Below are 24217 nucleotides of genomic sequence, written 5' to 3'. Positions count from 1 at the left end.
CGGGCATGACGACCATCGACCTGACGACCGACGCGCCGGGCTCCCCCGGCGCCTCCGCCGACGCGGGCACCGCGCCCGCCGCGGCGCTCCCCGGCAGCCGCCGCCTCGCCCAGCTCGACGCGCTCGAGAGCGAGGGCATCCACATCGTGCGGGAGGTCGTCGCCGAGTTCGAGCGTCCGGTCCTGCTGTTCAGCGGGGGCAAGGACTCCGTGGTGATGCTGCACCTCGCGGTCAAGGCGTTCGCGCCCGGGCCCGTGCCGTTCCCCGTGCTGCACGTGGACACGGGGCACAACTTCCCCGAGGTGCTGGCCTACCGCGACGCCACGGCCGAGCGCCTCGGCCTGCGCCTCGAGGTGGCGCGCGTGCAGGACTACATCGACGACGGCCGGCTGCGCGAGCGCGCCGACGGCACGCGCAACCCGCTCCAGACGCAGCCGCTCCTCGACGCCATCTCGGGGCACCGGTTCGACGCCGTGTTCGGCGGCGGCCGCCGCGACGAGGAGAAGGCGCGCGCCAAGGAGCGCGTGTTCTCCCTGCGCGACGAGTTCGGCCAGTGGGACCCGCGCAACCAGCGCCCCGAGCTGTGGAACCTCTACAACGGGCGGCACCGCCCGGGCGAGCACGTGCGCGTGTTCCCGCTGTCGAACTGGACCGAGCTCGACGTGTGGCGCTACATCGCGCGCGAGCGCATCGAGCTCCCCGGGCTCTACTACGCGCACGAGCGCGAGGTGTTCGACCGCGACGGGATGCTGCTGGCCGTCGGGCCGTACTCCGCGCCCCGCACGGACGCCGAGGCCGCGTCGCTGCGGACGGAGACCGTGCGCTACCGGACGGTGGGCGACATGTCGTGCACCGGAGCCGTGCGCTCGGACGCGACCGGCGTCGACGACGTCATCGCCGAGGTCGCCGCGACGCGCATCACCGAGCGCGGCGCGACCCGCGCCGACGACCGCCTCTCCGAGGCCGCCATGGAGGACCGCAAGAAGGAGGGGTACTTCTGATGGGCACCCAGACCACCACCGGCACCGCGGACGCGGCGCCCCCGCTCGACGACGCGCGCCGCGGCACGCTGCTGCGCCTCGCGACGGCGGGCTCCGTCGACGACGGCAAGTCCACGCTCGTGGGCCGCCTGCTGTTCGACTCGAAGTCGGTGCTCGCGGACCAGCTCGACGCGGTCGAGCGCGTCTCGCGCGACCGCGGCCTCGAGACCGCGGACCTCGCGCTGCTCACCGACGGCCTGCGCGCCGAGCGCGAGCAGGGCATCACGATCGACGTCGCGTACCGGTACTTCGCGACCGCACGCCGGTCGTTCATCCTCGCCGACTGCCCCGGGCACGTGCAGTACACGCGCAACACGGTGACCGGGGCGTCGACGGCGGACGTCGTCGTGCTGCTCATCGACGCGCGCAAGGGCCTGCTGGAGCAGACGCGGCGCCACCTCGCGGTCGCGAGCCTGCTGCGCGTGCCGCACGTCGTCGTCGCGGTGAACAAGATCGACCTCGTCGACTACAGCGAGGCGCGCTACGAGGAGCTCGCGGCGGACATCCGCGCGGCCGCGACGTCGCTCGGCGTCGGCGACGTGCACACGATCCCCGTCTCGGCGCTCGTCGGCGACAACGTCGTGGACCGGGCGAGCACGCGCACGCCCTGGTACGACGGCCCGAGCCTGCTCGAGCTGCTCGAGGAGCTCCCGACCGGCGACGACCCGGAGACCGAGGCGTTCCGCTTCCCCGTCCAGGTCGTCATCCGCCCGCAGGCCGCGGCCGACGAGCGCTACCGCGACTACCGCGGGTACGCCGGGCAGGTCGCGTCGGGCGTCGTGACGGTCGGCGACGAGGTCGTGGTGCTGCCGTCCGGGCGCCGCACGACGGTCGTCGGGATCGACACCGCCGACTCCCTCGCGAGCGGCACGGAGCTCACCGAGGCGTTCGCCCCGCAGTCGGTGACGATCCGCCTCGCCGACGACGTGGACGTCGCGCGCGGCGACCTCCTCGCGTCCGCGGCCGAGGCCCCCGACGTCACGCAGGACGTCGAGGGCACGGTCGCGTGGCTGGGCGACCGCCCGCTCCTGCCCGGCGCGCGCGTGCTGCTCAAGCACACGACCCGCACCGTGCAGGCCGTGGTGCGCGACGTCGTCGGGCGCCTCGACCTGGACACCGCCGAGCTCGAGCCCGCCGAGCGCCTGGAGCTCAACGACATCGGCCGCGTGACGCTGCGGCTCGCGTCGCCCGTCGCGGCGGAGGAGTACGTCGTGGCGCGCCGCACGGGCGCCTTCCTGCTCGTCGACGCCCAGGACGGCGGCACGCTCGCCGCCGGCATGGTCGGCGACGCGCTCGCCGCCGCCCGCCGTCCGGCGGAACGCCCCGGCTCCTACGCGATCTAGACGACACCTAGGCTGGCACCGTGACCGCACCCACCCACGAGACGTACCCCCTCGGCCTGCGTCTCGACGGCCGCAGCGTCGTCGTCGTCGGCGGCGGCCCCGTCGCCGCACGCCGCACGCGGGGCCTCCTCGACGCGGGCGCGGTCGTGACCGTCGTCTCGCCGTTCGCGTGCGAGGACCTCGCCGAGCTCCTCGCGGCGCACGGCCCGGGGACCACGGGTCACGCGGCCGCGCACGGCCCCGCGGCCGGCCCGGCACGGGACGGCCGGCTCGCCTGGGTGCGGCGCGACTACCTCACGGGCGACCTCGACGGCGCGTGGCTCGTCCACACCGCGACGGGCGACGCCCGCGTCGACGCCGAGGTCGCGGCCGACGCCGAGGCGGACCGCGTCTTCTGCGTCACCGCCGGCGACGCCGAGCGCGCGACCGCGTGGGTCCCGGCCGTCGCGCGCACGCTCGTGCCGGGCGCACCCGGCACCGCTGAGGCCGAGGTCACGGTGGCCGTCAACGCGGGCCGGGACCCCCGGCGCGCCGTACGCGTGCGCGACGCCGTCGCGGCGCTCCTCGAGACGGGCGAGCTCCCGCTGCGACCGGTGCGTCCGGCCCCTCCCGACGCCGGCCCGGCGGCTCCCGCCGCGCAGGCGGGGTCCGGGTCCGAGGCCTTCCCCGCGGGGGCCGTCACCGCGCCGCTCGTGCGTCCCGTGGGCTCCGTGGCGCTCGTCGGCGGAGGCCCGGGTGACGCGGGCCTGATCTCCGTGCGCGGACGCCGGGTGCTCGCGGAGGCCGACGTCGTCGTGGTCGACCGGCTCGCGCCGCGCGCGCTGCTCGCCGAGCTCGGCGACGACGTCGTGGTCGTGGACGTCGGCAAGACGTCGGGCAACCACCCCGTGCCGCAGGACGAGATCAACCGGATCCTCGTGCACCACGCCCTCGTGGGCCGCCGGGTCGTCCGGCTCAAGGGCGGCGACCCGTACGTCTTCGGGCGCGGCGGGGAGGAGCTCGACGCGTGCCGCGCGCACGGCATCCCGGTGGAGGTCGTCCCGGGCGTGACCAGCGCCGTGTCCGTGCCCGCCGCGGCGGGCATCCCCGTGACGCACCGTGGCCTGTCGCGCGGGTTCACCGTGCTCACGGGGCACGAGGACGTCGGGAAGGTCCCCGCCGCGAGCGACCACACCGTCGTCCTGCTCATGGGCGTCTCGCGCCTCGGGGAGACCGCCGCGGCGCTCGTCGCGCAGGGCCGGTCGCCCGAGACGCCGGTCGCCGTCGTCGAGGACGGCTACGGCCCGCGCCAGCGGACCACGGTCGGGACGCTCGCGACCATCGCCGAGCGGGCCCGCGAGGCCGACGTCCGCCCCCCGGCCGTGACCGTCGTCGGCGACGTGGTCACCCTCTCCGCTGCCTGGCCGCCCCGTACCCCGCCCGCCCCGCGCTGAGCGGAGCTCAGAGGAGGCGGCGCTGGGCCGCCCAGCGGGTGAGCTCGTGACGGGACGAGAGCTGGAGCTTGCGCAGGACCGCGGAGACGTGGGTCTCGACGGTCTTGATCGAGATGAACAGCTCCGACGCGACCTCGCGGTACGTGTACCCCCGCGCGATGAGGCGCATGACCTCCTGCTCACGCGCGGAGAGGCGGTCGAGCTCGTCGTCGTGCACGGCGACGTCCGCCGCACCCGTGCCGAACGCGTCGAGCACGAAGCCCGCGAGCCGCGGGGAGAACACGGCGTCGCCGCCCGCGACCTGCCCGACGGCGGCCGACAGGTCCGGGCCCGAGATCGCCTTGGTCACGTAGCCCCGCGCCCCGGCGCGGATGACCGCGACGACGTCCTCCGCGGCGTCGGACACGGACAGCGCGAGGAACCGCACGTCGCCGAGCAGGTCCGCGCAGCGCTGGATGACCTCCGCACCCCCGCCGCCGTTCCCGCCGGGCAGGTGCACGTCGAGGAGCACGACCGGCGGCCGCAGCTCGTGGACGCGCGCGACCGCCGACTCCACGTCGTCCGCCTCGCCCACGACCGCGACGAGCCCCGGGTCGAGGCTCGCGCGCACCCCGGCTCGGAACATGTGGTGGTCGTCCACGAGCACCACGGGGACGGGCCCGGTGGCGGGCGCGCCGTCCGGCGTCGCGCTGGGGATGGTCGTCACGGGGTCTCCTCGCTCGGTGCGGTGCTCGCCGGGCCGGGGTCCGTCGGCGCCTCCTTCGGCGCGGCTTGCGGCACGGCCTGCGGCACGCGCAACCGTACCTCGGTGCCCCACCCCGGACGGCTGATGATCTCGGCCTTGCCCCCGCGGCGCTGCACGCGCCCGAGGATCGACTCGCGCACCCCGAACCGGTCGGGGGCGACGTCGTCCATGTCGAAGCCCTCGCCCCGGTCACGGACGAACACCTCGACCGCGGCGTCGCTCACCTCGAGGTAGACGGAGTACGGCGGCCCGCCGTGCGCGACGGCGTTGACGAGGGCCTCGCGCGTCGCCTGGAGCAGCGCCGCCGTCTCCTGCGTCGGGGTGCAGTCCCCCACGACGACGACGTCCACGACGACCGGCCCGGGATCGGGCGTGCCGGGCGCCGCGCCGATGGGTTCCGCGCGCCGGCCCACGCGCCCGTCCTCGACCTCAGCGACGAGCCCGCGCAGCTCCGCGGCGAGCGACGTGCCCGGCGACGGGCGGTCGTCGTACAGCCACTCGCGCAGCTCGCGCTCCTGGGCGCGGGCGAGGCGCGCGACCGTGTCGGCGTCGGAGGAGCGGGCGCGGATGAGCGCGAGCGTCTGGAGCACGGAGTCGTGCAGGTGCGCGGCGATGTCGGCCCGCTCGGCCTCGCGCGCCCGGGCGGCCCGCTCGTCGCCGAGCTCGCGCATCAGCCGCAGCCACCACGGGGCGAGGACGATCGCGACGCCCGCGAGCACCGCGACCGCGGCCACGGCGGCCCGGACGACCTGGGTGGGCCGCGCGTCCTGGCCGACGAGCAGCACGATGCCGACGAGCACGAGCACGACGCCGCCCGCGATGCGCAGGACCCCGGCGGGCGTGCGCCCGCCCGCCCGGGTGAGCAGCCGGCCCCGCTCGACGGCGTCGAGCTGGCTCCACGCGAGCGCCGCGCCCGCGAGCGCGATGAGGACCGGGATGACCCAGGAGACCTCGACGTCGACGCCCGTGCGCAGCGCCACGAGCAGCGCGGCGCCGCCCAGCAGGACGACGCCGATCGCGACGTCGCGCACGGGCAGGCGCCGCACGCTCCCCTGGAGGCGCGGCGCGAGCCGCGACAGCGAGGCGGGGCGCTGCTCGTCGCGCGCGGCCAGCGGGTCGCCCGGCGGCACGGTGAGCCACCAGAACACGTACAGCGCGACGCCCGCGCCGCCTGCGAGCGCGAGGAGCGCCATGACGAGGCGCACGACCCCCACGCCGACGCCGAGGTGCGCCGCGAGGCCCGCGCACACGCCACCGACCCACCGGCCGCGCTCGGGACGGCGCAGCGGCAGGTCGCGCGGTCGGGCACCGGGCCGGGCTGCTGTCGTCACCCCCCGATCGTCACACGGCGCGGGCGCCCCGAGCGTCCCCGGGCGGGGAAACCAGGGTCGCGTGCCGGACGGTTCAGGGTCGGGTCAGGGTGGCACCCGATACCGGCCGTGCGCCCCGCGCACCAGCATGGTGGTCATGAGCACTCCCGACCTCCCCGGACCCGGCGCCCAGCCCGGGAGCTCCGGCGGCGACACCGAGACACCCGGCGCGCAGCCGGGAACGGTCCCCCCGGGACCGAGCGGCCCCGACCACGGCGCCGGACCGGGCTGGGCCGGCCCCGCCGGCCCGCCCCCGGGCGCACCCGCGGGCGCCGCGCCCGGCGAGGCACCCCGGCGGCCGAGCGGCACCGACGGCTTCTTCGACGCGGTCCGCCGCGTCGGCATCTACCGGTCGGACGACCGCTGGATCGGCGGCGTCGCGTCCGGTGTCGCGGAGCGCTTCGGGATCGACCCGCTCGTCGTGCGCGGCCTGCTGTTCGTGACGTTCTTCCTCTCCGGCGCCGGGCTCGTCCTGTACGGCGCGGCGTGGGCCCTGCTGCCCGAGCGCCGCGACGGTCGCATCCACCTCCAGGAGGCCTTCCGCGGCAACGTCGACGTCGCGCTGCTCGGCGCGGCGGCGTTCGTCGTGGTCGGGTTCTCGTGGGGCGGCGGCTGGTGGTCGTGGTGGGACGCGCTCCACCTGGGCTGGCTGACCGGCCTGTTCTGGGTCGCGGCCTTCGTCACCGTGGCGGTCGTCGCGGTCTCGGCGCTCACGCAGCGCGCCCCCCGCGGCGGGCAGGGCACGCCGCCGCAGGCGCCGCCGTGGCAGGGCGGCCCGGGCTACGGTCCGGGCGGCGCCGGTCCGGCGCAGGGCCCGCACGCCCCGGGCCACGGCCCGACGGCGTCCCCCGGCGCCCCCGACGGCGGTGCACCCTCGGACGCCCCGTGGGGCAGCCCCGGCCCGGCGTTCCCGGGCGGCCCGACGACGTCCGGCGCCCCCGGCGGGACGCCCGCGGGCGGCGCGACGTCCGGGACGCAGGACGACGCGGTCTGGTCGGCGGAGGCGAGCCCGTACGCGGCCGCCGCCCACGGCACGACCGCCCCCCTCCCCCCGTCTGCGCACGGTGCTCCGTCCGTGCAGGGCGCTCCGTCCATGCAGGGTGCTCCGTACACGCCGGGGGCCCCGTACACGCCGGGCGTCACGTCGCCGCTCGGGCACCACGGGGCCGCCGCCCAGGGCCGCGGACCGCAGCCGCCACGCCCGCCGCAGCCCCCGCGCGCCCCGCGCCCGCCCAAGCCCCCGCGCCCGCGCGGCCCGGGTGCCACGACGACCGGCGTCGTCGTCGGGCTGAGCCTCCTGCTCGGGGCGCTGCTCCTCGTGATCGACCGTCAGGGCGAGCTGCCCTGGCCCGTCTTCCTCACGTGGGCCGGCCTCAGCGGGATCCTCGCCGGGCTCGCGATCGTCGTGAGCGGCCTGCGCGGGCGGACGAGCGGCGGCCTCGGCTGGCTCGCGGTGGTCCTGCTCGTCGTCGCGCTCCCCGCCTCGGCGTGGCGCACGACCCCGTTCACCGTGTTCGTCGACGACTCCGTGCGCACCGTCACCGACGGCACGCACCGCATCACCGACCCCGACGTCGCCGCGCAGGGGTTCGGCGTCTCGTTCGGCGACCCGCGCATCGACCTGTCCGACCTGGACCTGTCCGACGCGACCGCCGGCTCGCCCGTCGAGGTCCCCGTCCGGCTCGGCGCGGGCGACGCGACGGTCGTCGTGCCGGACGGTGTCCCCGTCCGCGCCGAGGTGCAGGTGCTCGCGGGCAACGCGCGCTGGCACGTCGACGGCGACCGGCAGGAGATCGGCGGGGTCAGCACGCAGCCGGTGACGTTCGACAACGACGAGGTCCAGGCGGGCGACGACCCGCTGCTCGTGCTGCAGGTCGAGGTCGGCGCCGGCCAGGTCACGATCGAGGAGGACTGATGAACGACGAGAACCACCGCGACGACGAGACGCGGCCGCTCGGGGACGAGCTGTTCGACCCCGCCCGCACGGAGCACCCGGCGTCCGCGGCGGACCCGACGGTCCCGCTCCCGGCCGTGTCGTCCGCGGCCGACAGCCGTGCGACGACCCCGCTCCCGGCCGCGACGCCGCTCGCCGACGTCGGAGCCACCACGCCGCTTCCCACCGCGCCGTCGGTCGGCCCGCTGTCGGTCGACCCGCTGTCGGTCGACAGACCGTCTGTCGACGCGCCGTCCGTCGGTGCGTCGTCCGTCGGTGCGTCGTCCTCCGGCGCCGGCCCGACGACGTCGAGCGCCGACCCGTCGTCCGCGGCCGAGCAGACCGGTCCCGGCGGGACCGCGGACCCCGGCCCGCTCCCGCGGCGCGGCCCGCGTGTCGCCACGATCGTGTGGGGCTTCGTCATCGTCGCCTTCGCCGTCGTGGTGCTGGCTGCCGCGCTCGGCGCCCGCGTCGACCTCGGGCTCGCGACGATCGTCGTGCTCGCCGCGGCGGGCGTCACGCTCGTCGTCGGGTCGATCGTCTCCGGCGCGCGACGCCGTCGGGGCTGATCCGTACCGGGACCTCCGGGCACGCCGAGGGCCGTGGCACGACGTGCCACGGCCCTCGGTGTGCCCGAGCGACGCCGCCCCGCACGCTCTCCCCGGTGCGACCCGGTGGGAGCGGGTCCTCGGCGCCCGGACGGGCTGCCGGGACGGTCAGGGAGTCGGCTCGTCGCCCCGCCGCGTCGGGTCGTCGGCCCGGTGCGTCGGGCCGTCGGCCCGGTGCTCGGGCGCGGTCGGCCCGGTGGTCGTCATCGGGGTGTCGGGCGAGGCCGCGGGCGAGGAGCCCGGCGCGCTCGGCGTGCCCGTCCCCGCGGCACCGGTCGGCTCGACGGGCGTCGCGGTCGTGCCGGGTGCGGCCGCGCGGCCCTCTGCCCCGGGGGTCGAGAGCGCGGACGGGCGGCCCGGGGACGTCGGCTCGGGACGCACGGGAGGCGCCGTCGGCGACGGCTCGACGTGCCCCGGGGACGCGTGCGCGGGCGCGGCGTGCCGCCCGGCGTCCGACAGGTCGCCCGACGACGAGTAGCCGCCCGGGGTCTCGACGGCGACGCTCGGCCCGCCCGCGAGCCGACGCAGCGCGATGCCGACGAGGATGAACAGGATGCCCAGCCCGATGACGAGGGCGCACACCCCGAACGCCACGACGGACGTGAACAGCGACGCGCGCAGGAACGAGGCCGTCATGACGGTCTGGCGCGTCGGGTCGTCCTGGTCGAGCTCGGCGTAGGTCTTGCCGTCGCTCGCCTCGAGCGCGTGCTTGTTGATGACCTCGGCCTGCGCGTACGCGGTGAGCGGCCCGTTGACGTGGCGCCCCGCGAGGAACGACGCGTCGTCCGAGACGGTGATCTCCTCGGCGGAGAGCTGGTTCGACACGACGATCCATGTGCCGATGCCCGCGAGGAGAAGGATGATGCCCGCGATGATCGACACGAGGCCGATGCCCCGTGCCCCCTTCGTCGGTGTGACGGTGACGGTGCTCGACATGGCGCGTTCTCCCCTTCGTCAGGACCCACCTGCAGCCGCCCGCACGAGACGACCCGCGGGTGCGGGCCGGTCACGGGACGGTCGAACCACCCATACGGGGCCCACGGTAGCGACGGGAGACGCCCACCGCGCGGCGAACGCGCACCTCAGGGCGGGCGCGCACCTCAGGGCAGGCGCGGCGACGACCGCACGGCCCGCCGAGTTCGGGATGGGAGGATGCCGTCCGTGCGCATCACCCACCTGACCGACTGCTACCTGCCGCTGCTCGGCGGCATCGAGACCCAGGTCGCGCGGCTCGCGCAGCAGCAGGCGGCCGCCGGTCACGACGTCGCGGTCGTCTGCACGACGCCCGCGCGCCCCGGCGCCCACGGCGTGTCGACCGAGCGGGACGGCGACGTCACGGTGCACCGGCTCGCCGCGCGCGTCCCGGGCGGCTACCCCGTGCACCCGCGCGCGCCGCACCACGTGGCGCGGGTCCTGCGCGCCGACCGGCCCGACGTCGTGCACCTGCACATGGGCGTGCTGACACCCTCCACGCAGGCGTCGCTGCGCACGGTCGTGCGCGCGGGGCTGCCCGCGGTCCTCACCGTGCACAGCGTGTGGGGCGGCGCGGAGCGCGCGTTCGCCGGGCTCGACCGCGTGGTCCGCTGGTCCCGCTGGCCCGTGCTGTGGTCGGCCGTGAGCGAGCTGACCGCCGCTCCCCTGCGCCGCATCGTCGGCGACCGGGGCGAGGTCGTGGTGCTGCACAACGGCCTCGACCTCGACGCGTGGCGCGTCCCCCGCACCGAGCGCGCCGGCCGCATGGAGGGCGCAGCCGTCCACGTCGTGGCCGCGACGCGGTTCGCCCCGCGCAAGCGCGTGCTGCCACTCCTGGAGGTCGTGCGCGACGCCGTCGCGCGCCTCCCCGAGGGGGCGCTCCACGTGACGCTCGCCGGGGACGGCCCCGAGCTGCCCGACGCGCGGCGCTTCGTCGCGGAGCACGGGCTGGGGTCGGTCGTGTCGCTCCCGGGGCGCCTCGACGCGACGGGCCTCCAGCGGCTCTACGCGCGTGCCGACGTGTTCGCCGCGCCCGCCGTCGAGGAGGCGTTCGGCATCGCCGCGCTCGAGGGCCAGGCCGCCGGGCTGGCGGTGCTCACCCGCTCGCAGTCGGGCGTCGCGGAGCGCCTCACCGACGGCGTGGACGCGCTCGTGGCGGACGACGACCCCGGCCTCGCCGACGCGCTCGTGCGTTTCGCGACCGAGGACGGCCTGCTCGACCGGATCATCGCGCACAACCGGGACGTGCCGTCGTCGGCGGGCTGGCCGCGCGTGCTCGCCGACGTGGAGCGGGCATACGAACGGGCCGCGACGATCGCCGTGGATCGTCGGGCCCGTCCGTCCCGCTAGGGCGTGTCTCCCAACTCTTAGTTGGTGCGGGCGTCAGACTCGAGGCCGTGAGTCGGTTCCAGGTTCTTACGGACGATCAGTGGGAGCGGATCGAGCCGTTGCTGCCGTCGAACGCGGGCAAGGTCGGTCGCCCGTTCGGTGATCACCGCACTGTGGTCGAGGGCATCGCCTACCGGTATCGGACCGGGATTCCTTGGCGGGACCTGCCTCGGGAGGCGTTCGGGCCGTGGCAGACGGTGTGGAAGCGGCATAAGAGGTTCTCCGACGACGGCACCTGGGACAGCATTCTGGCGCACCTGATGGCCGAGGCTGACGCGGCCGGTGAGATCGACTGGACGGTGTCGGTGGACTCGACGATCAACCGCGCGCACCAGCACGCAACGAACACGAGGCGCGCAGAGCAGGACACAGGGGGCGACGTCGAATCACAAGAGGCTTCGCGAGGGCGTCGTCCACAGTGAACCCGAAGGTCATGGCATTGGGCGGTCTCGTGGCGGGTTGACGAGCAAGATTCACCACGCTGTCGACGGGCGTGGCCGCCCGCTGGCGGTGGTGGTGACTCCGGGGCAGTCTCACGACGGGCGCGCGCTTGAGCTCGTGCTGGCAGACATCAGCGTCCCACGCCTCGGTGCGGGCCGGCCGCGGACCACGCCGGACGCGGTGCTCGGGGACAAGGCGTACTCCTCGCGCGGGAACCGGGCGATGCTGCGTCGGCGCGGGATCAGGGCCGTGGTCCCTGAGCCGTCCGACCAGCAGGCCAACCGCAAGCGGCGTGGGGCAAGAGGCGGTCGCCCGCCGAAGCTCGACCGGGAGACGTACAAGCGGAGGAACGTCGTCGAGCGGTCCTTCAACCTGCTCAAGCAATGGCGCGGCCTCGCCACCCGCTACGACAAGCACGCCGCTGTGTACCGGGCCGGAGCAGTACTGGCGGCGATCATCAGTTGGTTGCGATCCCGGTAGATTGGCGGCGTGTTCGATCAGGCTGCGGTGCGCATTCCCGCTTCGACCGGCTTGACGCTGGAGTTCGAACAGTCGTTTCCATACGGTCCCGACGACCCGTACGTGTCTGGGATGCTCGTTCGGGCAGTCGGAGACCATCTGCAAGTCGAGCAGCGGATCATTCTCTCCCTGGGAAGCGGCGGACTCTCGGCGTTTCTGTACGGCCTGTACGACGAGTTCCGAGGGTGGACAGGCGAACGTACCTGGCAGTCGCTTGAGGACGAGTTGCGTGTTGTCGCGCGTCACGACGGTCATGTTCACCTCCGGTGGGAGGTCACGAACAGGCCGTACGACGACGACTCTTGGACCTTCTCGACGACGACGCACCACGGAGCAGGTGAGGACGTGCGCCGCATAGCAGATGCGTTTCACGCCCTTCTCGACACCTCGACCTGATCCCCGAGGTCCGCGTAATCAGCGGTCAAGAGGTCAACTGCACTGTCGCTCAGTGCCTTCCTTTAGGAGACACGTCCTAGGGAGTCACTCCCACTCGATGGTGCCCGGGGGCTTGCTCGTCACGTCGAGCACGACGCGGTTGACCTCGGAGACCTCGTTGGTGATGCGCGTCGAGATGACGGACAGCACGTCGTACGGCAGGCGCGTCCAGTCCGCCGTCATCGCGTCCTCGGACGAGACGGGGCGCAGCACGATCGGGTGACCGTAGGTGCGGCCGTCGCCCTGGACGCCGACCGAGCGGACGTCGGCGAGCAGCACGACCGGGCACTGCCAGATCTCCTGGTCGAGGCCGGCCTTCGTGAGCTCCTCGCGCGCGATCGCGTCGGCGGCGCGCAGCGTCTCGAGGCGGTCCGCCGTGACCTCGCCGACGATGCGGATACCCAGCCCGGGGCCCGGGAACGGCTGCCGCGCGACGATCTCTTCGGGCACGCCGAGCTCGCGGCCGACCGCGCGGACCTCGTCCTTGAACAGCGTGCGCAGCGGCTCGACGAGCGAGAACTGCAGGTCGTCGGGCAGGCCGCCGACGTTGTGGTGGCTCTTGATGTTCGCCGCGCCCTCGCCGCCGCCGGACTCGACGACGTCCGGGTAGAGGGTGCCCTGCACGAGGAACTTCACCTCGGCGCCGTGCTCGCCCGCGTCCTCGACGATCTGGCGCGCCGCGTCCTCGAACACGCGGATGAACTCGCGGCCGATGATCTTGCGCTTCGTCTCCGGGTCGCTGTGCCCGGCGAGCGCGGTGAGGAACCGCTCCTTCTCGTCGCGGATCACGAGGTTGACGCCCGTCGCCGCGACGAAGTCGCGCTCGATCTGCTCGACCTCGCCCGCGCGCATCAGCCCGTGGTCGACGTGCACGCACGTGAGCTGGTCGCCCACCGCGCGCTGCACGAGCGCCGCGGCGACGGCGGAGTCCACGCCGCCCGAGAGCGCGCAGATGACGCGCGCGTCGCCCACCTGGGCGCGGATCGCCGCGACCTGGTCCGCGATGACGTTGCCGGGCGTCCAGTCCGGGGCGAGTCCCGCGCCGTCGTACAGGAAGTGCTCCAGCACCGTCTGGCCGTGCGCGGAGTGCTTGACCTCGGGGTGCCACTGCACGCCGTAGAGGCGGCGCTCGCGGTCCTCGAACGCGGCGACCGGCGAGCCGGACGACGTCGCGAGGACCTCGAAGCCCTTGGGCGCGCGGTGCACGGCGTCGCCGTGGCTCATCCACGTGGTCTGGTTCTGCGGCGTGCCGTCGAGCAGCACGCCCGCGGCGCACACCTCGACCTCGGTGCCGCCGTACTCGCGCAGGCCCGTCTGGGCGACCTCGCCGCCGAGCGCCTTCGCCATGGCCTGGAAGCCGTAGCAGATGCCCATGACGGGGACGCCGGCCTCGAACAGCGCCGGGTCGACGAACGGGGCGCCCGTCGCGTACACGGACGAGGGACCGCCCGAGAGGATGATCGCGGCCGGGTCCTTGGCGAGCATCTGCTCGACCGTGAACGTGTGCGGCACGATCTCGGAGTAGACGTTGGCCTCGCGCACGCGGCGCGCGATGAGCTGCGCGTACTGGGCGCCGAAGTCGACGACGAGCACGGGCCGCGGTGTCGAGGCCACCTCGGCGGTGGTGGGGGTGTCGGGAGCGGTGGCGGGTGACGTCACCCGCCCAGGATAGTCGCCGTGCGGCGAGGCTCGTCCCGCGTCTCAGGCGTCGGCGCGCGCGACGGCGCGCTCCAGGACCCGCTCGCGCAGGGCGCGGGCGGCGGCCTCCGGGTCGCTCGCCCCGGTGATCGCGCGCACCACCACGATCCGGGTCGCGCCCGCGTCGAGGACCGCGTCGAGCCGGTCCGCGTCGATGCCGCCGATCGCGAACCAGGGCGTCGCGGGCCGGGTCGCCGCGACGTCCCGCAGCAGGTCGAGGCCGACGGCGGCGCGTCCCGGCTTCGTCGGGGTCGCCCACAACGGGCCCACGCAGAAGTAGTCCACCGCCGGGTCGGCCTCCGCCGCGGCCGCCTGCGCGGCCGAGTGCGTGGACCGGCCGAGGACGGGCCCCGCGCCCAGCAGCGCCCGGACCGCCGGCACGGGCAGGTCGCCCTGACCCATGTGCACGACCGGGGCGCCCGTGACCGACGCCACGTCCGCCCGGTCGTTCACGGCCCACAGCGCGCCGTGCTCCGTCGCGACCCGCGCGACGACCTCCTGGAGCTCGAGCTCGCGCGCGACGTCGAGCGTCTTGTCGCGGAGCTGCACGACGTCCACCCCGCCCGCGAGCGCCGCCCGCAGGAAGTCCTCGAGGTCGCCGCGCTCCTCGCGCGCGTCCGTGCAGAGGTACAGGCGGGCGTCGGCGAGCCGGGCGCGTGCGGCGTCCGCCGCCGCCGGGGCGAGGGCGGCCAAGGTGGTGGAGGTCTCGGAGCTCACCCGCGGGAGCCTAGCCCCGGCGCGTCCGCCGCAGGAGGTACTGTGGCCGACAGCACGGGAGCCCCGCACGGGGCTGAGAGGGCGTCGCCGCCGACCGTCGAACCTGATCTGGGTCATGCCAGCGAAGGGAGCGCACATGAGCCTGTCCGTCCACCCGTCCGCGGGTGGCTCCGCCGTGCCCGGCGAGGCGCGCGACGTCGTCGTCGTCGGGGGCGGGATCCTCGGCCTCGCCGTCGCGTGGCGTGGGGCGAGCGCGGGCATGACCGTCACGGTGCTCGATCCGGCGCCGGGCGCGGGCGCGACCCACGCCGCCGCGGGGATGCTCGCACCGGTGACCGAGGCCGACTTCGGGGAGGAGGCCGCCCTGCGGCTCCACCTCGCGGCCGCCGCAGCGTGGCCCGCGTTCGCCGCGGACCTGCACACGGCGACGGGGGCGGACGTCGGGCTGCGGACCGCCGGGACGCTCACTCTCGCCTACGACGCGGACGACCTCGCGCTGCTCCGTCGCGTCCTCGCCCTGCACGCGGTGCACGGTCTCGCGTCGCACGAGCTCACCGTCGCCGACGCGCGCCGCCGCGAGCCCTACCTCGGGCCGCGCGTCGCCGGGGCCGCGTGGGCGCCCGCGGACCACGCGGTCGACCCGCGGGCGACGCACGCCGCGCTGCTCGCGGCGCTCGGCCGACGCGACGCCCCAGGCGCGAGCTCGGCCACCGGGGCGCGCGTCGTCCGCGCGGCCGCGACCCGGCTCGCGCTCGACCCGGCCGGGCGCGTCGTCGGCGTGCACGACGACGCGGGCCGGCTCCACCGCGCGGGTGCGGTCGTCGTCGCGGCGGGCTGGCAGTCGGGCGCCCTGCTCGCGGGCGTGCCGGGCGTCGTCGTGCCCACCCGCCCGGTGAAGGGACAGACGCTGCGGCTCGACGCGGGCCCGGACCTCGCGCTGGAGCACGTCGTGCGCGGGCTGGTGCAGGGCCGGCCGGTGTACGTCGTGCCGCGCGACCCGGAGCCTGGTGGGCCGCGCGCCGGGCACCGGGAGGTCGTCGTGGGGGCGACCACCGAGGAGAACCCCGACGACCGCCGCGCCACCGCCGGCGGCGTCTTCGCGCTCCTGCGGGACGCGCGTGCCCTCCTGCCGGGGATCGACGAGGCCGCCCTGGTCGAGGTGACGCCGCGGGCCCGCCCGGCGACCCCGGACAACCTTCCGCTCGTCGGGCCCACGGACGTCCCGGGGCTGCACCTCGCGACGGGCCACGGCCGCAACGGCATCCTGCTCGCCCCGCTCACGGCCGACGCCGTCGTCGCCGGGCTCGGCGGCCTTCCCGGGGACGACGGGACCGAGCCCGGCGGGACCGCCCCCGGGGACGACGTCGCGACCGCCCTCGCGACCGCCCGCACCGACCGCTTCGTCCGCACCGCCACGACACCGAGGTGAGACCCGTGACCGCACCCGCACCGACCGCGCTCGTCAACGGCGAGCCGTACCCGCTCGACGGCGACGTCGACCTGGAGCGGCTCGTCGCCGCGCTCGTCCCCGCCTACGTCGCCGACGGCACGCCGCAGGGCGTCGCGGTGGCGGTCGGGGACGCCGTCGTGCCGCGCGGCGCCTGGGCGACGACCGTCGTCGCCCCCGGGGACCGCATCGAGATCGTCACCGCCGTCCAGGGCGGCTGAGGAGGACCCATGACCACGACCGACCTCTCCCCCGCCACCGCGAGCGGCCCGGCCGGTGCCGACGACCCGCTCGTCGTCGCCGGCACCCCGATCGGGTCCCGCCTCGTCATGGGCACCGGCGGGGCCGCGAACCTGCTCACGCTCGAGGACGCGCTCGTCGCGTCGGGCACCGCCCTGACCACCGTCGCGATGCGTCGCGTCGCCGTCCGTGCCGGCGGCGACGCGAGCCCCGACGCGGGGATCTGGGCGCTGCTCGCCCGCCTCGGCATCCGCGCGCTCCCCAACACCGCCGGCTGCTTCTCCGTGCGCGAGGCGGTGCTCACCGCGCACCTCGCGCGCGAGGCGTGCGGCACCGAGTGGGTCAAGCTCGAGGTGATCGCCGACGACGTGACCCTCCTGCCCGACCCGGTCGGCCTCGTCGAGGCGGCCGACCAGCTCGTCCGCGACGGGTTCGTCGTGCTGCCCTACACGAACGACGACCCGATCCTCGCGCGACGGCTGGAGGACGTCGGCTGCGCGGCTGTCATGCCCCTGGGGGCGCCCATCGGCACCGGGCTCGGCATCCTCAACCCGCGCAACATCGAGGCGATCGCCGCCGCGGCCCGGGTGCCCGTGATCCTCGACGCGGGGATCGGCACGGCGTCCGACGCCGCGCTCGCCATGGAGCTCGGCTGCGACGGCGTGCTCCTCGCGACGGCCGTCACGCGCGCCGCCGACCCGGTCCGCATGGCCCACGCGATGCGCCTCGCCGTCGAGTCGGGCCGGCTCGCCGCGGGCGCCGGGCGCATCCCCCGCCGCGAGGGCGCCCTCGCGAGCTCGTCCCCCCAGGGCCGCCTCGACCTCGCCCTCTGACCGAAGACCCGTGGTGGGGCCGACCATGCGGACACAGCCCACGAGCCGCCCTGCACGAGCGGCAGACGCATGCTCGGCATCGGCGCTGACGATCCGGGCTACGGGACGTTGGCCTCCTGGGCGTCGAGGAGGGCGGGGACGCCGCCGACCACGGAGCGCGCGTCGATGCCCGCGGCGCGGGCGACGTCGGCGACGCGGGCCGACCGGCCGCCGACCGCGCACACCACGAGCACCGGGCGGTCGGCCGGCAGGTCCGCGAGCGCCGCGGCGGCGGCGGGGTCCTGCGTGCCGCCGAGGAACACGCCGCTCGGGACGAGCGTCGACCCGGGGAGCGGGCGGACCTGCGCCTCCCAGTCCTCGCGCACGTCGAGCACGTACGGCGCGTCGTCGCCGTGCAGGAGGGCGGCCGCGTCGGGGGCGGACACGTCGCGCGGCGCCGCCTCCGACGCATCGGTCGTCGCCGCCCCGGCACCGGAGGCCACCGCGGCCGACGCCGGAGGCCGGAGCCCGCAGAACGCGGCGTAGGCGTCGTCCCCCGGCAGGAGCGCGACGACGGGCTCGCGCGTCGGGTCGGCGCGGACGGTGAGCTGGCGCCAGGAGAGGTCGAGCGCGTCGTAGACGGCGAGGCGGCCCAGCAGCGTCGTGCCGGCGCCGGTGACGAGCTTGATCGCCTCGGTCGCCATCACGGAGCCGACGGTCCCGCACATCGCGCCGAACACGCCGCCGGTCGCGCAGTCGGGCGCCGCGCCCGGGGGCGGCGGGACGGGGAACACGTCGCGGTACGTGACCCCGCGCGGACCCTGCTCTCCCGGCTCCGCGCTGTCGGGACCCGCCGCGTCCGGGTGCGCGGCGTCGTCGGGCACGGCGAACCGGGGCGCGGCCCAGAAGACGCTGACCTGTCCCTGGAAACGGTAGATCGAGCCCCACACCACGGGGAGGCCGAGGACCTCGGCCGCGTCGGAGACGAGGTAGCGGGTCGGGAAGTTGTCGGCGCCGTCGAGCACGACGTCGTAGCCGCGCAGCACGTCGAGCGCGTTGTCCGCGTCGAGCCGCAGCGCGTGCTCGACCACGTGCACGTGCGGGTTGACGTCCGCGATGCTCTCGCGCGCGGAGTCGACCTTGCGGCGCCCTACGTCGGACCCGCCGTGGATGACCTGGCGCTGCAGGTTGGACGTGTCGACCGCGTCGTCGTCGACGATGCCGATCGTGCCGACGCCCGCGGCGGCGAGATAGAGCAGCGCGGGGCTGCCGAGGCCGCCCGCGCCGACGACGAGCACGCGCGCGGCCGCGAGCCGGCGCTGGCCGTCGGTGCCGACGCCCGGTAGCGCGAGGTGGCGCGCGTACCGCTCGAGCTCCGGCGTCGAGAGCTCGGGACCGGGCGCGACGAGGGGCGCGAGCGGCGTCGTCATGCCGCGTACCGCTCCTCCAGCGCGGCGAGCTTCGCCTCCGCCTCGGCGTGCACCTTCTTCTCCAGGATGAACGACATGACCGGGACGACGCCGGCGAACACCATCGTCGCGAGGCGACCCCAGCCCCAGCGCATCTTGGTCCACAGGTCGAGCACCGTGACGAGGTACACGACGTAGATCCAGCCGTGCGCGAAGGGGATCCAGGACACGTACCGCATGATCCCGTCGACGTCGACGAACTGGCCCACGCCGTACTTGACGATCATCTCGACGCACAGGATGAGCAGCATCACGCCCGTGATGATCGCGAGGACCCGGTAGCGCGCGAGCGCGCCGCGCGCCTTGCGGATCGCGGTGCGCGCCGCCTCCGTGCTGGGGGCCGCCGCGTCGGCGGGGGCGACGACGGGCGCGTCGGTCGGGGTGGCCGGGTCCTGCGTGGTCATGGGAGAGGTCCTCGTTCCGGGCGAGACGGCCGCGGCGGTCTCCGCCGCGTGCGGTGGCGTGACGCAGTCGCCGTGTTAAACCGTCGCCGCGTGTCGGACGCCGAACCTAGGGTAGAACACCGTGCGACCCCTCCCTCTCCCCGACCCGGGGACCCCCGACCTGCGCGGCCCGTCCCGTTACCTCCTCTGGATCGCCCGGCGCCAGTGGACGGTGCTCACGGTGTCCGTGCTGCTCGGCCTCGTGAACTTCGCGTGCCAGGCGTTCCAGCCGTACATGCTCGGCCGCGCGCTCGACGAGGGGCTCACCGCCGGGTTCGGCGCGGAGCTGTGGCGCTGGGCGGGCCTCCTGCTCGCGCTGGGCCTGGGCATCGTCGTCACGGGCGTGACGCAGCACCGGTTCGACATCGCGAACTGGCTGCGCTCGGCGCTCACGACGTCGCAGCTCGTGGGCGACGTCACGGCCCGCTCGGGCGACGCGATCACCGAGGAGCTCCCGACGGGCGAGGTCGTGTCCACCGTCGCGAGCGACGCGATGCGCGTGGGCCAGCTCTTCTCGATGATGGGCCAGTTCCTCGGCGCGCTCGGCGCGTACGTGGTCGTGGCGGTCATCATGCTCTCGACGTCGCTCCAGCTCGGGCTCGTCGTCGTGCTGGGCCTGCCGGTCGTGGCCGCGGTGCTCGCGCTGCTCGTCAAGCCGCTGCAGCAGCGCCAGGCCGCGCAGCGCGAGGCGCAAGGTCGCCTGACGACGCTCGGCGCGGACACGGTGTCGGGCCTGCGGATCCTGCGCGGCATCGGCGGCGAGGGCGTGTTCGTGGGCCGCTACGCGCGGCAGTCGCAGAAGGTCCGCGAGGCCGGCGTGAAGGTCGCGCACACGCAGGCCACGCTCGACGCGCTCCAGGTGCTGCTGCCCGGCCTGCTCGTCGTGCTCGTCGTCTACCTCGGCGCGACGGCGGCCCTGCGCGGCGAGATCACGCCCGGCCAGCTCGTCGCGTTCTACGGGTACGCGGCGTTCCTCGGCTGGCCGCTCCAGGTCGCGACGCAGATGCTCAACATCGCGACGCGCGCCCACGTCGCCGCGCGCAAGATCGTGCGCGTCCTCGCGGTCGAGCCGGCCGCGGGCGCGACCCCGGCCACCGCGCCCATGCCGCCCGAGGGCAGCCCCCTGGTCGACGAGACGAGCGGCCTCGTGCTCGAGCCGGGACGCGTCGTCGCGCTCGTCTCGGCGGACCCGGACGCGTCGGCGGCCGTCGCGACCCGGCTGGGTCGGTTCGACGACGCCGCGGAGGCGGCCACGCCCGTGCGGCTCGGCGGGACGCTGCTCGCCGCGCTCGACAAGCACGCGCTGCGGCGCCGCGTCGTCGTCGCCGAGGCGACGCCGCAGCTCTTCTCGGGCGCGCTGCGCGACGAGCTCGACGCGCGCGGTGCCGCGACGGAGGCCGAGGTGCTCGCCGCGGTGAGCACGGCCGACGCGCACGACGTGCTCGACTCCGTGCCCGACGGCCTCGCGGGCGAGCTGCCCGAGAAGGGGCGGTCGCTCTCGGGCGGCCAGCGCCAGCGCGTCGCGCTCGCCCGGGCGCTCCTCACGGACCCGGAGATCCTCGTCCTCGTCGAGCCGACGAGCGCCGTCGACGCGCACACCGAGGCGCGGATCGCCGCGAGCCTCGCGCAGGCCCGCCGCGGGCGCACGACCCTCGTCGTCACGGCCTCGCCGCTCGTGCTCGAGCACGTCGACGAGGTGCTGCTCCTCGAGGACGGCCGGGTGACGGCGCGCGGCACGCACCGCGACCTCGTCGACCGCGCCCACTCCCCCGCGACCGCGCCGGACGACGACGCGGCCCGGTACCTGCGCGTCGTCGGGCGCTCGCTCGACGACACCCCCGCCCTCGCCCGCACCGCACCCGAAGGAGGCCAGGCATGAGGCTCCCCGTCGCCGACGGCCCCGCCGTCCGCGCCGCCGCCGGACGCCTGTTCGCCCGGCACCGCGGCACGTTCGTGCTCATCGCCGTCCTCCACACGCTGGCCGCGGTCGCGGGCCTCGTGGGGCCGTGGCTCCTCGGCCGGCTCGTCGACGCCGTCACCGAGGGCACCACGTCCTCGTACGTGACGACCGTCGTCGCCGTGGGTGCGGGCGCGGTCCTCGCGCAGGCCGTCCTGCGCCGCTACGCGCAGCGCCTGTCCATGGTCTTCGGCGAGACCGTGTTCGCCGAGCTGCGCGAGGACCTCGTCGAGACGGTGACGTCGCTGCCGCTGTCCACGGTGGAGCGCGCGGGCACGGGCGACCTCGTCGCGCGCACGACGAACGACGTCGACCGCATCCAGCACGCCGTGCGGTTCGGCGTGCCGCAGCTCCTCGTCGCCGTCGTCACGCTCGTGCTCACGGCGGTCGCGGCCGTCGTGGTCGCGCCCCTCGTCGCGCTCGCGCTGTTCGTGGGCGTGCCGCTGCTCGTCGTCGTCTCGCGGTGGTACCTCAAGCGCGCGTCGGCCGGGTACCAGCGCGAGGCCGCCGCCTACGCGACGCTCAACGGCACCATCACCGAGAGCGTCGAGGGCGCGCGCACCGTCGACGCGCTCTCGCTCACCGAGCGCCGCCAGGCGCGCGTGCGCGCCGACCTCACCGAGGCGTTCGAGGCGGAGCGGTACACCCTGGGGCTGCGCACCGTGCTGTTCCCGGGCATCGACCTGGCCATCGCGATCGCGCCCGTCGCGGCGCTCGTCTGGGGCGCGTGGCTGCTCTCGCAGGGCCAGACGACGCTCGGCGCCGTGGCCACGGTGACCACGTACGCGTTCCAGCTCGCCGGGCCGGTGTGGAACCTCATCTTCTGGCTCGACGAGATCCAGGTGGCCGCGGCGTCGTACGCGCGCATCGTCGGCGTCGCGCAGGTGCCCGGCGACCGCGTCCCGACGGGCGACGTGCCCGACGGTGACCGCCTCGTCGCGCGCGACGTCGAGTACGCCTACCGCGAGGGCCACCCCGTGCTGCACGGCGTCTCGCTCGACCTCGAGCCGGGCGAGCGGCTCGCCGTCGTCGGGCCGTCGGGCGCGGGCAAGTCGACCCTCGGCCGCATGCTCGCGGGCATCCACCCTCCGACGGCGGGGTCCGTCCGCTCCGGCGGCGTACGGCTCGTCGACCTGCCGCTCGAGGACCTGCGGCGCGAGGTCGCGCTCGTCACCCAGGAGCACCACGTGTTCGTCGGCACGCTCGCGGACAACCTGCGCCTCGCGAAGGTCGACGCGAGCGAGGCGGAGCTGCTCGACGCGCTCGACGCCGTCGACGCGCGCGGGTGGGCCGAGTCGCTGCCCGAGGGCCTCACGACGGCCGTCGGGTCGGGCGGGCACGTCCTCACCCCGGCGCAGGCGCAGCAGCTCGCGCTCGCGCGGCTCGTGCTGCTCGACCCGCACACGCTCGTGCTCGACGAGGCGACGTCCCTGCTCGACCCGCGCGCGGCCCGGCATCTCGAGCGCTCGCTCGACGCCGTGCTCGCCGGCCGCACGGTCGTCGCGATCGCGCACCGCCTGCACACCGCGCACGACGCCGACCGCGTCGCCGTGGTCGACGGCGGCCGGATCAGCGAGATCGGTCCGCACGACGAGCTCGTGGCCGCGGGCGGCGACTACGCGCGGCTCTGGCACTCCTGGCAGCAGGAATAGCGCCGGACGGTGCCAAGATGGTGCTGATGCCTGACACCACGAGCGCCACCCCGCACGACCTCCCGACCCTCCCGAGCCCCTGGCGGGCACGGGTCCCCGGCTACGCCGACATCGACGCCCTCGTCCGGCTGCGACGCCTGGACGAGCTCCAGGGGACGGGGTCGACGCACGTCGACCCCGCCGGGATCGAGTCCGAGGTCGCGGGGCTGGCGTCGTGGACGCGGCGCCAGCTCGTCGCCGTCGGGCCCGACGACGTCCCCCGCGCCTGGGTGACCGTGCACGACCGCGCCGCCGGGCGGGCGACCGTCTGGGGCTACTTCGACCGCGACGTGCCCGAGGTCGACGCGATCGCCGACGCGTTCTACCGCTGGGCGGAGCGCACGGCGGTCGCGATGGCGCGCCTGCGCGGGGTGACGGCGACGCGCCTCGACGAGAGCCCGTTCGCCGACGACACGCGGCAGGCGCAGTGGCTGACGCGCGCCGGGTACGCCCGACGGCGCAGCTGGCTGCACATGACGCGCCCCGTCGTCCCGGACGAGGCCGCGCTCGCACCGCGCGCCGGGGTCACGGTCCGGCCGGTCGAGCGGCACGAGAACGGGATGCCCGTCGCGACCGACCTCCAGGTCGTGCACCAGATGCTGGAGACGTCCTTCCAGGACCACTTCAACTCCTACCGCGAGAGCTTCTCGGAGTTCGTGCAGCGGCTCCGCGAGGACCCGGGCCACAGCTGGGACCACTGGTGGCTCGCGTACGTGGAGACCGACGACGGCCGCCGCGTGCCCGCGGGCACCGTGGTGTGCTCGTCGATCGCCGCCGGCGAGAGCGGCGCACGGGGCACCTACGTCGAGTACATCGGCGTGACGCGCGCCGCCCGCGGCCGCGGCGTGGCGAAGTCGCTCCTCGCGACGGTGATCGCGGACGCCGCCCGAGACGGTCGTGACCGCGTGGCGCTCGAGGTCGACGCCGACTCCCCCACGAAGGCCGACCAGCTCTACCGCTCGCTCGGCTGGGAGACGGACTACGTCACCGAGTCGTGGTTCAAGGACCTCGACCTCGACGGCTGACCGCCGCCCGGCGGTGCCGGCGGCGTCGGACGCGCACCGGTCGCCGGACGTGCCGGTGCCCGGCCGTCGCGGACGACGACCGGGCACCGGATGACGCGTCGGGCGACCTTACGGAGTCAGGCGACCCGCCGGGACGAACGCGTCAGAAGCACGAGACGTGGATCGCCACCGACGCGTCGGTCGACGTCGCGTAGGCGGTGCCCTGGCCGTCGTAGTCGTACAGCGTGACCGCCGCGCCCGCGCTGTTGCGCGCGCTCTTGGTCGCCCCGTTGGCCGTGAGCGACACGTTCGTCGGCGCGCTCGCCGTGATCTTCGCGTCGCGGGTGCCGCAGTTGTACGGCGTGGTCCTGGCTCGCCGCGCTCGCGCTCGCCGCCGGGGCGAGGACCAGGCCGATCGTGACGACTGCCACGGCGAACGGTGCAAGACGCTTCTTCATGGAGTACCCCCGTGTCTCTCCGACCGCCGGGCGACGCCGACCGGCGGACCGCC

22 protein-coding genes and 1 riboswitch are annotated in these 24217 nt (G+C 75.8%); of the genes, 14 read left to right on the top strand and 8 right to left on the bottom strand.

The window, feature by feature from the left end; translation table 11 throughout:
- The first annotated feature begins 5 nt into the window (after positions 1 to 5).
- From cysD to cobA, 3 genes are read left to right on the top strand one after another with little or no spacing between them, the layout of a single operon-like run.
- Positions 6 to 1001 (top strand): sulfate adenylyltransferase subunit CysD, encoded by a 996-nt coding sequence (cysD, locus tag ABIE39_RS05600; protein WP_209827204.1) that lies wholly within the window; start codon positions 6 to 8, stop codon positions 999 to 1001.
- Positions 1001 to 2383, top strand: coding sequence for a sulfate adenylyltransferase subunit 1 (locus ABIE39_RS05595; protein ID WP_209827202.1), 1383 nt, complete (start codon positions 1001 to 1003; stop codon positions 2381 to 2383). The genes cysD and ABIE39_RS05595 overlap by 1 nt, the downstream gene beginning before the upstream one ends.
- 20 nt (positions 2384 to 2403) lie before the next feature.
- Complete coding sequence (cobA, locus tag ABIE39_RS05590; RefSeq protein WP_354050766.1) at positions 2404 to 3816, top strand: uroporphyrinogen-III C-methyltransferase; 1413 nt, start codon at positions 2404 to 2406, stop codon at positions 3814 to 3816.
- 7 nt (positions 3817 to 3823) lie between these two features.
- On the opposite strand, the gene ABIE39_RS05585 is transcribed toward cobA, so the two are convergent.
- Positions 3824 to 4522, bottom strand: coding sequence for a LuxR C-terminal-related transcriptional regulator (locus tag ABIE39_RS05585; RefSeq protein ID WP_354050764.1), 699 nt, complete (start codon positions 4520 to 4522; stop codon positions 3824 to 3826).
- Entirely contained in the window at positions 4519 to 5892 is a 1374-nt protein-coding gene (locus ABIE39_RS05580) for a PspC domain-containing protein (RefSeq protein WP_175007887.1), read from the bottom strand. The genes ABIE39_RS05585 and ABIE39_RS05580 overlap by 4 nt, the downstream gene beginning before the upstream one ends.
- 136 nt (positions 5893 to 6028) lie before the next feature.
- Here ABIE39_RS05580 and ABIE39_RS05575 point away from each other — a divergent pair, with 136 nt between their 5' ends.
- Positions 6029 to 7846: a PspC domain-containing protein gene (locus ABIE39_RS05575; protein WP_186810345.1), complete on the top strand. Its 1818-nt coding sequence runs from the start codon at positions 6029 to 6031 to the stop codon at positions 7844 to 7846.
- Positions 7846 to 8433: a hypothetical protein gene (locus ABIE39_RS05570; RefSeq protein WP_209827198.1), complete on the top strand. Its 588-nt coding sequence runs from the start codon at positions 7846 to 7848 to the stop codon at positions 8431 to 8433. The genes ABIE39_RS05575 and ABIE39_RS05570 overlap by 1 nt, the downstream gene beginning before the upstream one ends.
- Before the next feature lie 147 nt (positions 8434 to 8580).
- On the opposite strand, the gene ABIE39_RS05565 is transcribed toward ABIE39_RS05570, so the two are convergent.
- Positions 8581 to 9408 carry a hypothetical protein gene (locus ABIE39_RS05565; RefSeq protein WP_354050761.1) on the bottom strand — a complete coding sequence of 276 codons (828 nt, stop codon included), beginning with the start codon at positions 9406 to 9408 and terminating at the stop codon, positions 8581 to 8583.
- A gap of 225 nt (positions 9409 to 9633) precedes the next feature.
- Between ABIE39_RS05565 and ABIE39_RS05560 the strand changes: the two genes are divergently transcribed.
- The 3 genes from ABIE39_RS05560 (at position 9634) to ABIE39_RS05550 (ending at position 12189) form a co-directional block, all read left to right on the top strand.
- On the top strand, positions 9634 to 10794 hold the full coding sequence (locus tag ABIE39_RS05560) for a glycosyltransferase family 4 protein (protein WP_209827196.1): 1161 nt from the start codon (positions 9634 to 9636) through the stop codon (positions 10792 to 10794).
- Positions 10795 to 10841: 47 nt separating this feature from the next.
- A protein-coding gene (locus ABIE39_RS05555) for an IS5 family transposase (RefSeq protein WP_354050759.1) occupies positions 10842 to 11754 on the top strand; the annotation gives its coding sequence in 2 pieces (ribosomal slippage) (positions 10842 to 11204 and positions 11206 to 11754; 912 coding nt in all).
- Between the two features lie 9 nt (positions 11755 to 11763).
- Positions 11764 to 12189: a DUF6228 family protein gene (locus ABIE39_RS05550; protein ID WP_354050757.1), complete on the top strand. Its 426-nt coding sequence runs from the start codon at positions 11764 to 11766 to the stop codon at positions 12187 to 12189.
- Between the two features lie 84 nt (positions 12190 to 12273).
- Here ABIE39_RS05550 and guaA read toward each other — a convergent pair whose 3' ends face one another.
- Positions 12274 to 13887 carry a glutamine-hydrolyzing GMP synthase gene (guaA, locus tag ABIE39_RS05545; protein ID WP_354050755.1) on the bottom strand — a complete coding sequence of 538 codons (1614 nt, stop codon included), beginning with the start codon at positions 13885 to 13887 and terminating at the stop codon, positions 12274 to 12276.
- 42 nt (positions 13888 to 13929) lie between these two features.
- The gene (gene thiE, locus ABIE39_RS05540) at positions 13930 to 14643 is read right to left on the bottom strand and encodes a thiamine phosphate synthase (protein ID WP_502914833.1); all 714 of its coding nucleotides are present in this window, start codon (positions 14641 to 14643) and stop codon (positions 13930 to 13932) included.
- 44 nt (positions 14644 to 14687) lie between these two features.
- A riboswitch (TPP riboswitch) is annotated at positions 14688 to 14790 on the top strand.
- Between thiE and thiO the strand changes: the two genes are divergently transcribed.
- The 3 genes from thiO (at position 14780) to ABIE39_RS05525 (ending at position 17163) form a co-directional block, all read left to right on the top strand.
- The gene (gene thiO / locus ABIE39_RS05535) at positions 14780 to 16072 is read left to right on the top strand and encodes a glycine oxidase ThiO (RefSeq protein WP_354050753.1); all 1293 of its coding nucleotides are present in this window, start codon (positions 14780 to 14782) and stop codon (positions 16070 to 16072) included. (Overlaps the previous riboswitch by 11 nt.)
- Before the next feature lie 5 nt (positions 16073 to 16077).
- Positions 16078 to 16311 carry a sulfur carrier protein ThiS gene (thiS, locus tag ABIE39_RS05530; RefSeq protein WP_076405108.1) on the top strand — a complete coding sequence of 78 codons (234 nt, stop codon included), beginning with the start codon at positions 16078 to 16080 and terminating at the stop codon, positions 16309 to 16311.
- Between the two features lie 9 nt (positions 16312 to 16320).
- Positions 16321 to 17163: a thiazole synthase gene (locus ABIE39_RS05525; RefSeq protein ID WP_354050751.1), complete on the top strand. Its 843-nt coding sequence runs from the start codon at positions 16321 to 16323 to the stop codon at positions 17161 to 17163.
- A gap of 98 nt (positions 17164 to 17261) precedes the next feature.
- On the opposite strand, the gene ABIE39_RS05520 is transcribed toward ABIE39_RS05525, so the two are convergent.
- Positions 17262 to 18572, bottom strand: a complete 1311-nt coding sequence (locus ABIE39_RS05520) for a ThiF family adenylyltransferase (RefSeq protein ID WP_354050749.1) — start codon at positions 18570 to 18572, stop codon at positions 17262 to 17264.
- Complete coding sequence (locus ABIE39_RS05515; protein WP_354050747.1) at positions 18569 to 19015, bottom strand: DUF3817 domain-containing protein; 447 nt, start codon at positions 19013 to 19015, stop codon at positions 18569 to 18571. Before ABIE39_RS05515 ends, ABIE39_RS05520 begins: the two co-directional genes overlap by 4 nt.
- A gap of 121 nt (positions 19016 to 19136) precedes the next feature.
- On the opposite strand from ABIE39_RS05515, the gene ABIE39_RS05510 reads away from it, so the two are divergent.
- The 3 genes from ABIE39_RS05510 to ABIE39_RS05500 are packed head-to-tail and all read left to right on the top strand — an operon-like array spanning position 19137 to position 23727.
- The gene (locus tag ABIE39_RS05510; protein ID WP_175007879.1) at positions 19137 to 20933 is read left to right on the top strand and encodes an ABC transporter transmembrane domain-containing protein; all 1797 of its coding nucleotides are present in this window, start codon (positions 19137 to 19139) and stop codon (positions 20931 to 20933) included.
- A complete protein-coding gene (locus tag ABIE39_RS05505) occupies positions 20930 to 22663 on the top strand; it encodes an ABC transporter ATP-binding protein (RefSeq protein WP_354050745.1) in 1734 nt (577 codons plus the stop codon). Before ABIE39_RS05510 ends, ABIE39_RS05505 begins: the two co-directional genes overlap by 4 nt.
- Positions 22664 to 22689: 26 nt before the next feature.
- A complete protein-coding gene (locus ABIE39_RS05500; RefSeq protein WP_175007877.1) occupies positions 22690 to 23727 on the top strand; it encodes a GNAT family N-acetyltransferase in 1038 nt (345 codons plus the stop codon).
- Between the two features lie 142 nt (positions 23728 to 23869).
- Here ABIE39_RS05500 and ABIE39_RS05495 read toward each other — a convergent pair whose 3' ends face one another.
- The gene (locus tag ABIE39_RS05495) at positions 23870 to 24151 is read right to left on the bottom strand and encodes a hypothetical protein (protein WP_354050743.1); all 282 of its coding nucleotides are present in this window, start codon (positions 24149 to 24151) and stop codon (positions 23870 to 23872) included.
- Between the last annotated feature and the right edge of the window lie 66 nt (positions 24152 to 24217).

It is taken from the genome of Cellulosimicrobium sp. 4261 (assembly GCF_040546915.1).
In the GTDB taxonomy this organism is placed as follows: Bacteria; Actinomycetota; Actinomycetes; order Actinomycetales; family Cellulomonadaceae; genus Cellulosimicrobium; species Cellulosimicrobium cinnabarinum.
The sequence above is the reverse complement of the archived record's forward strand: the minus strand, read 5'-3'. Positions and strand labels throughout refer to the sequence as shown.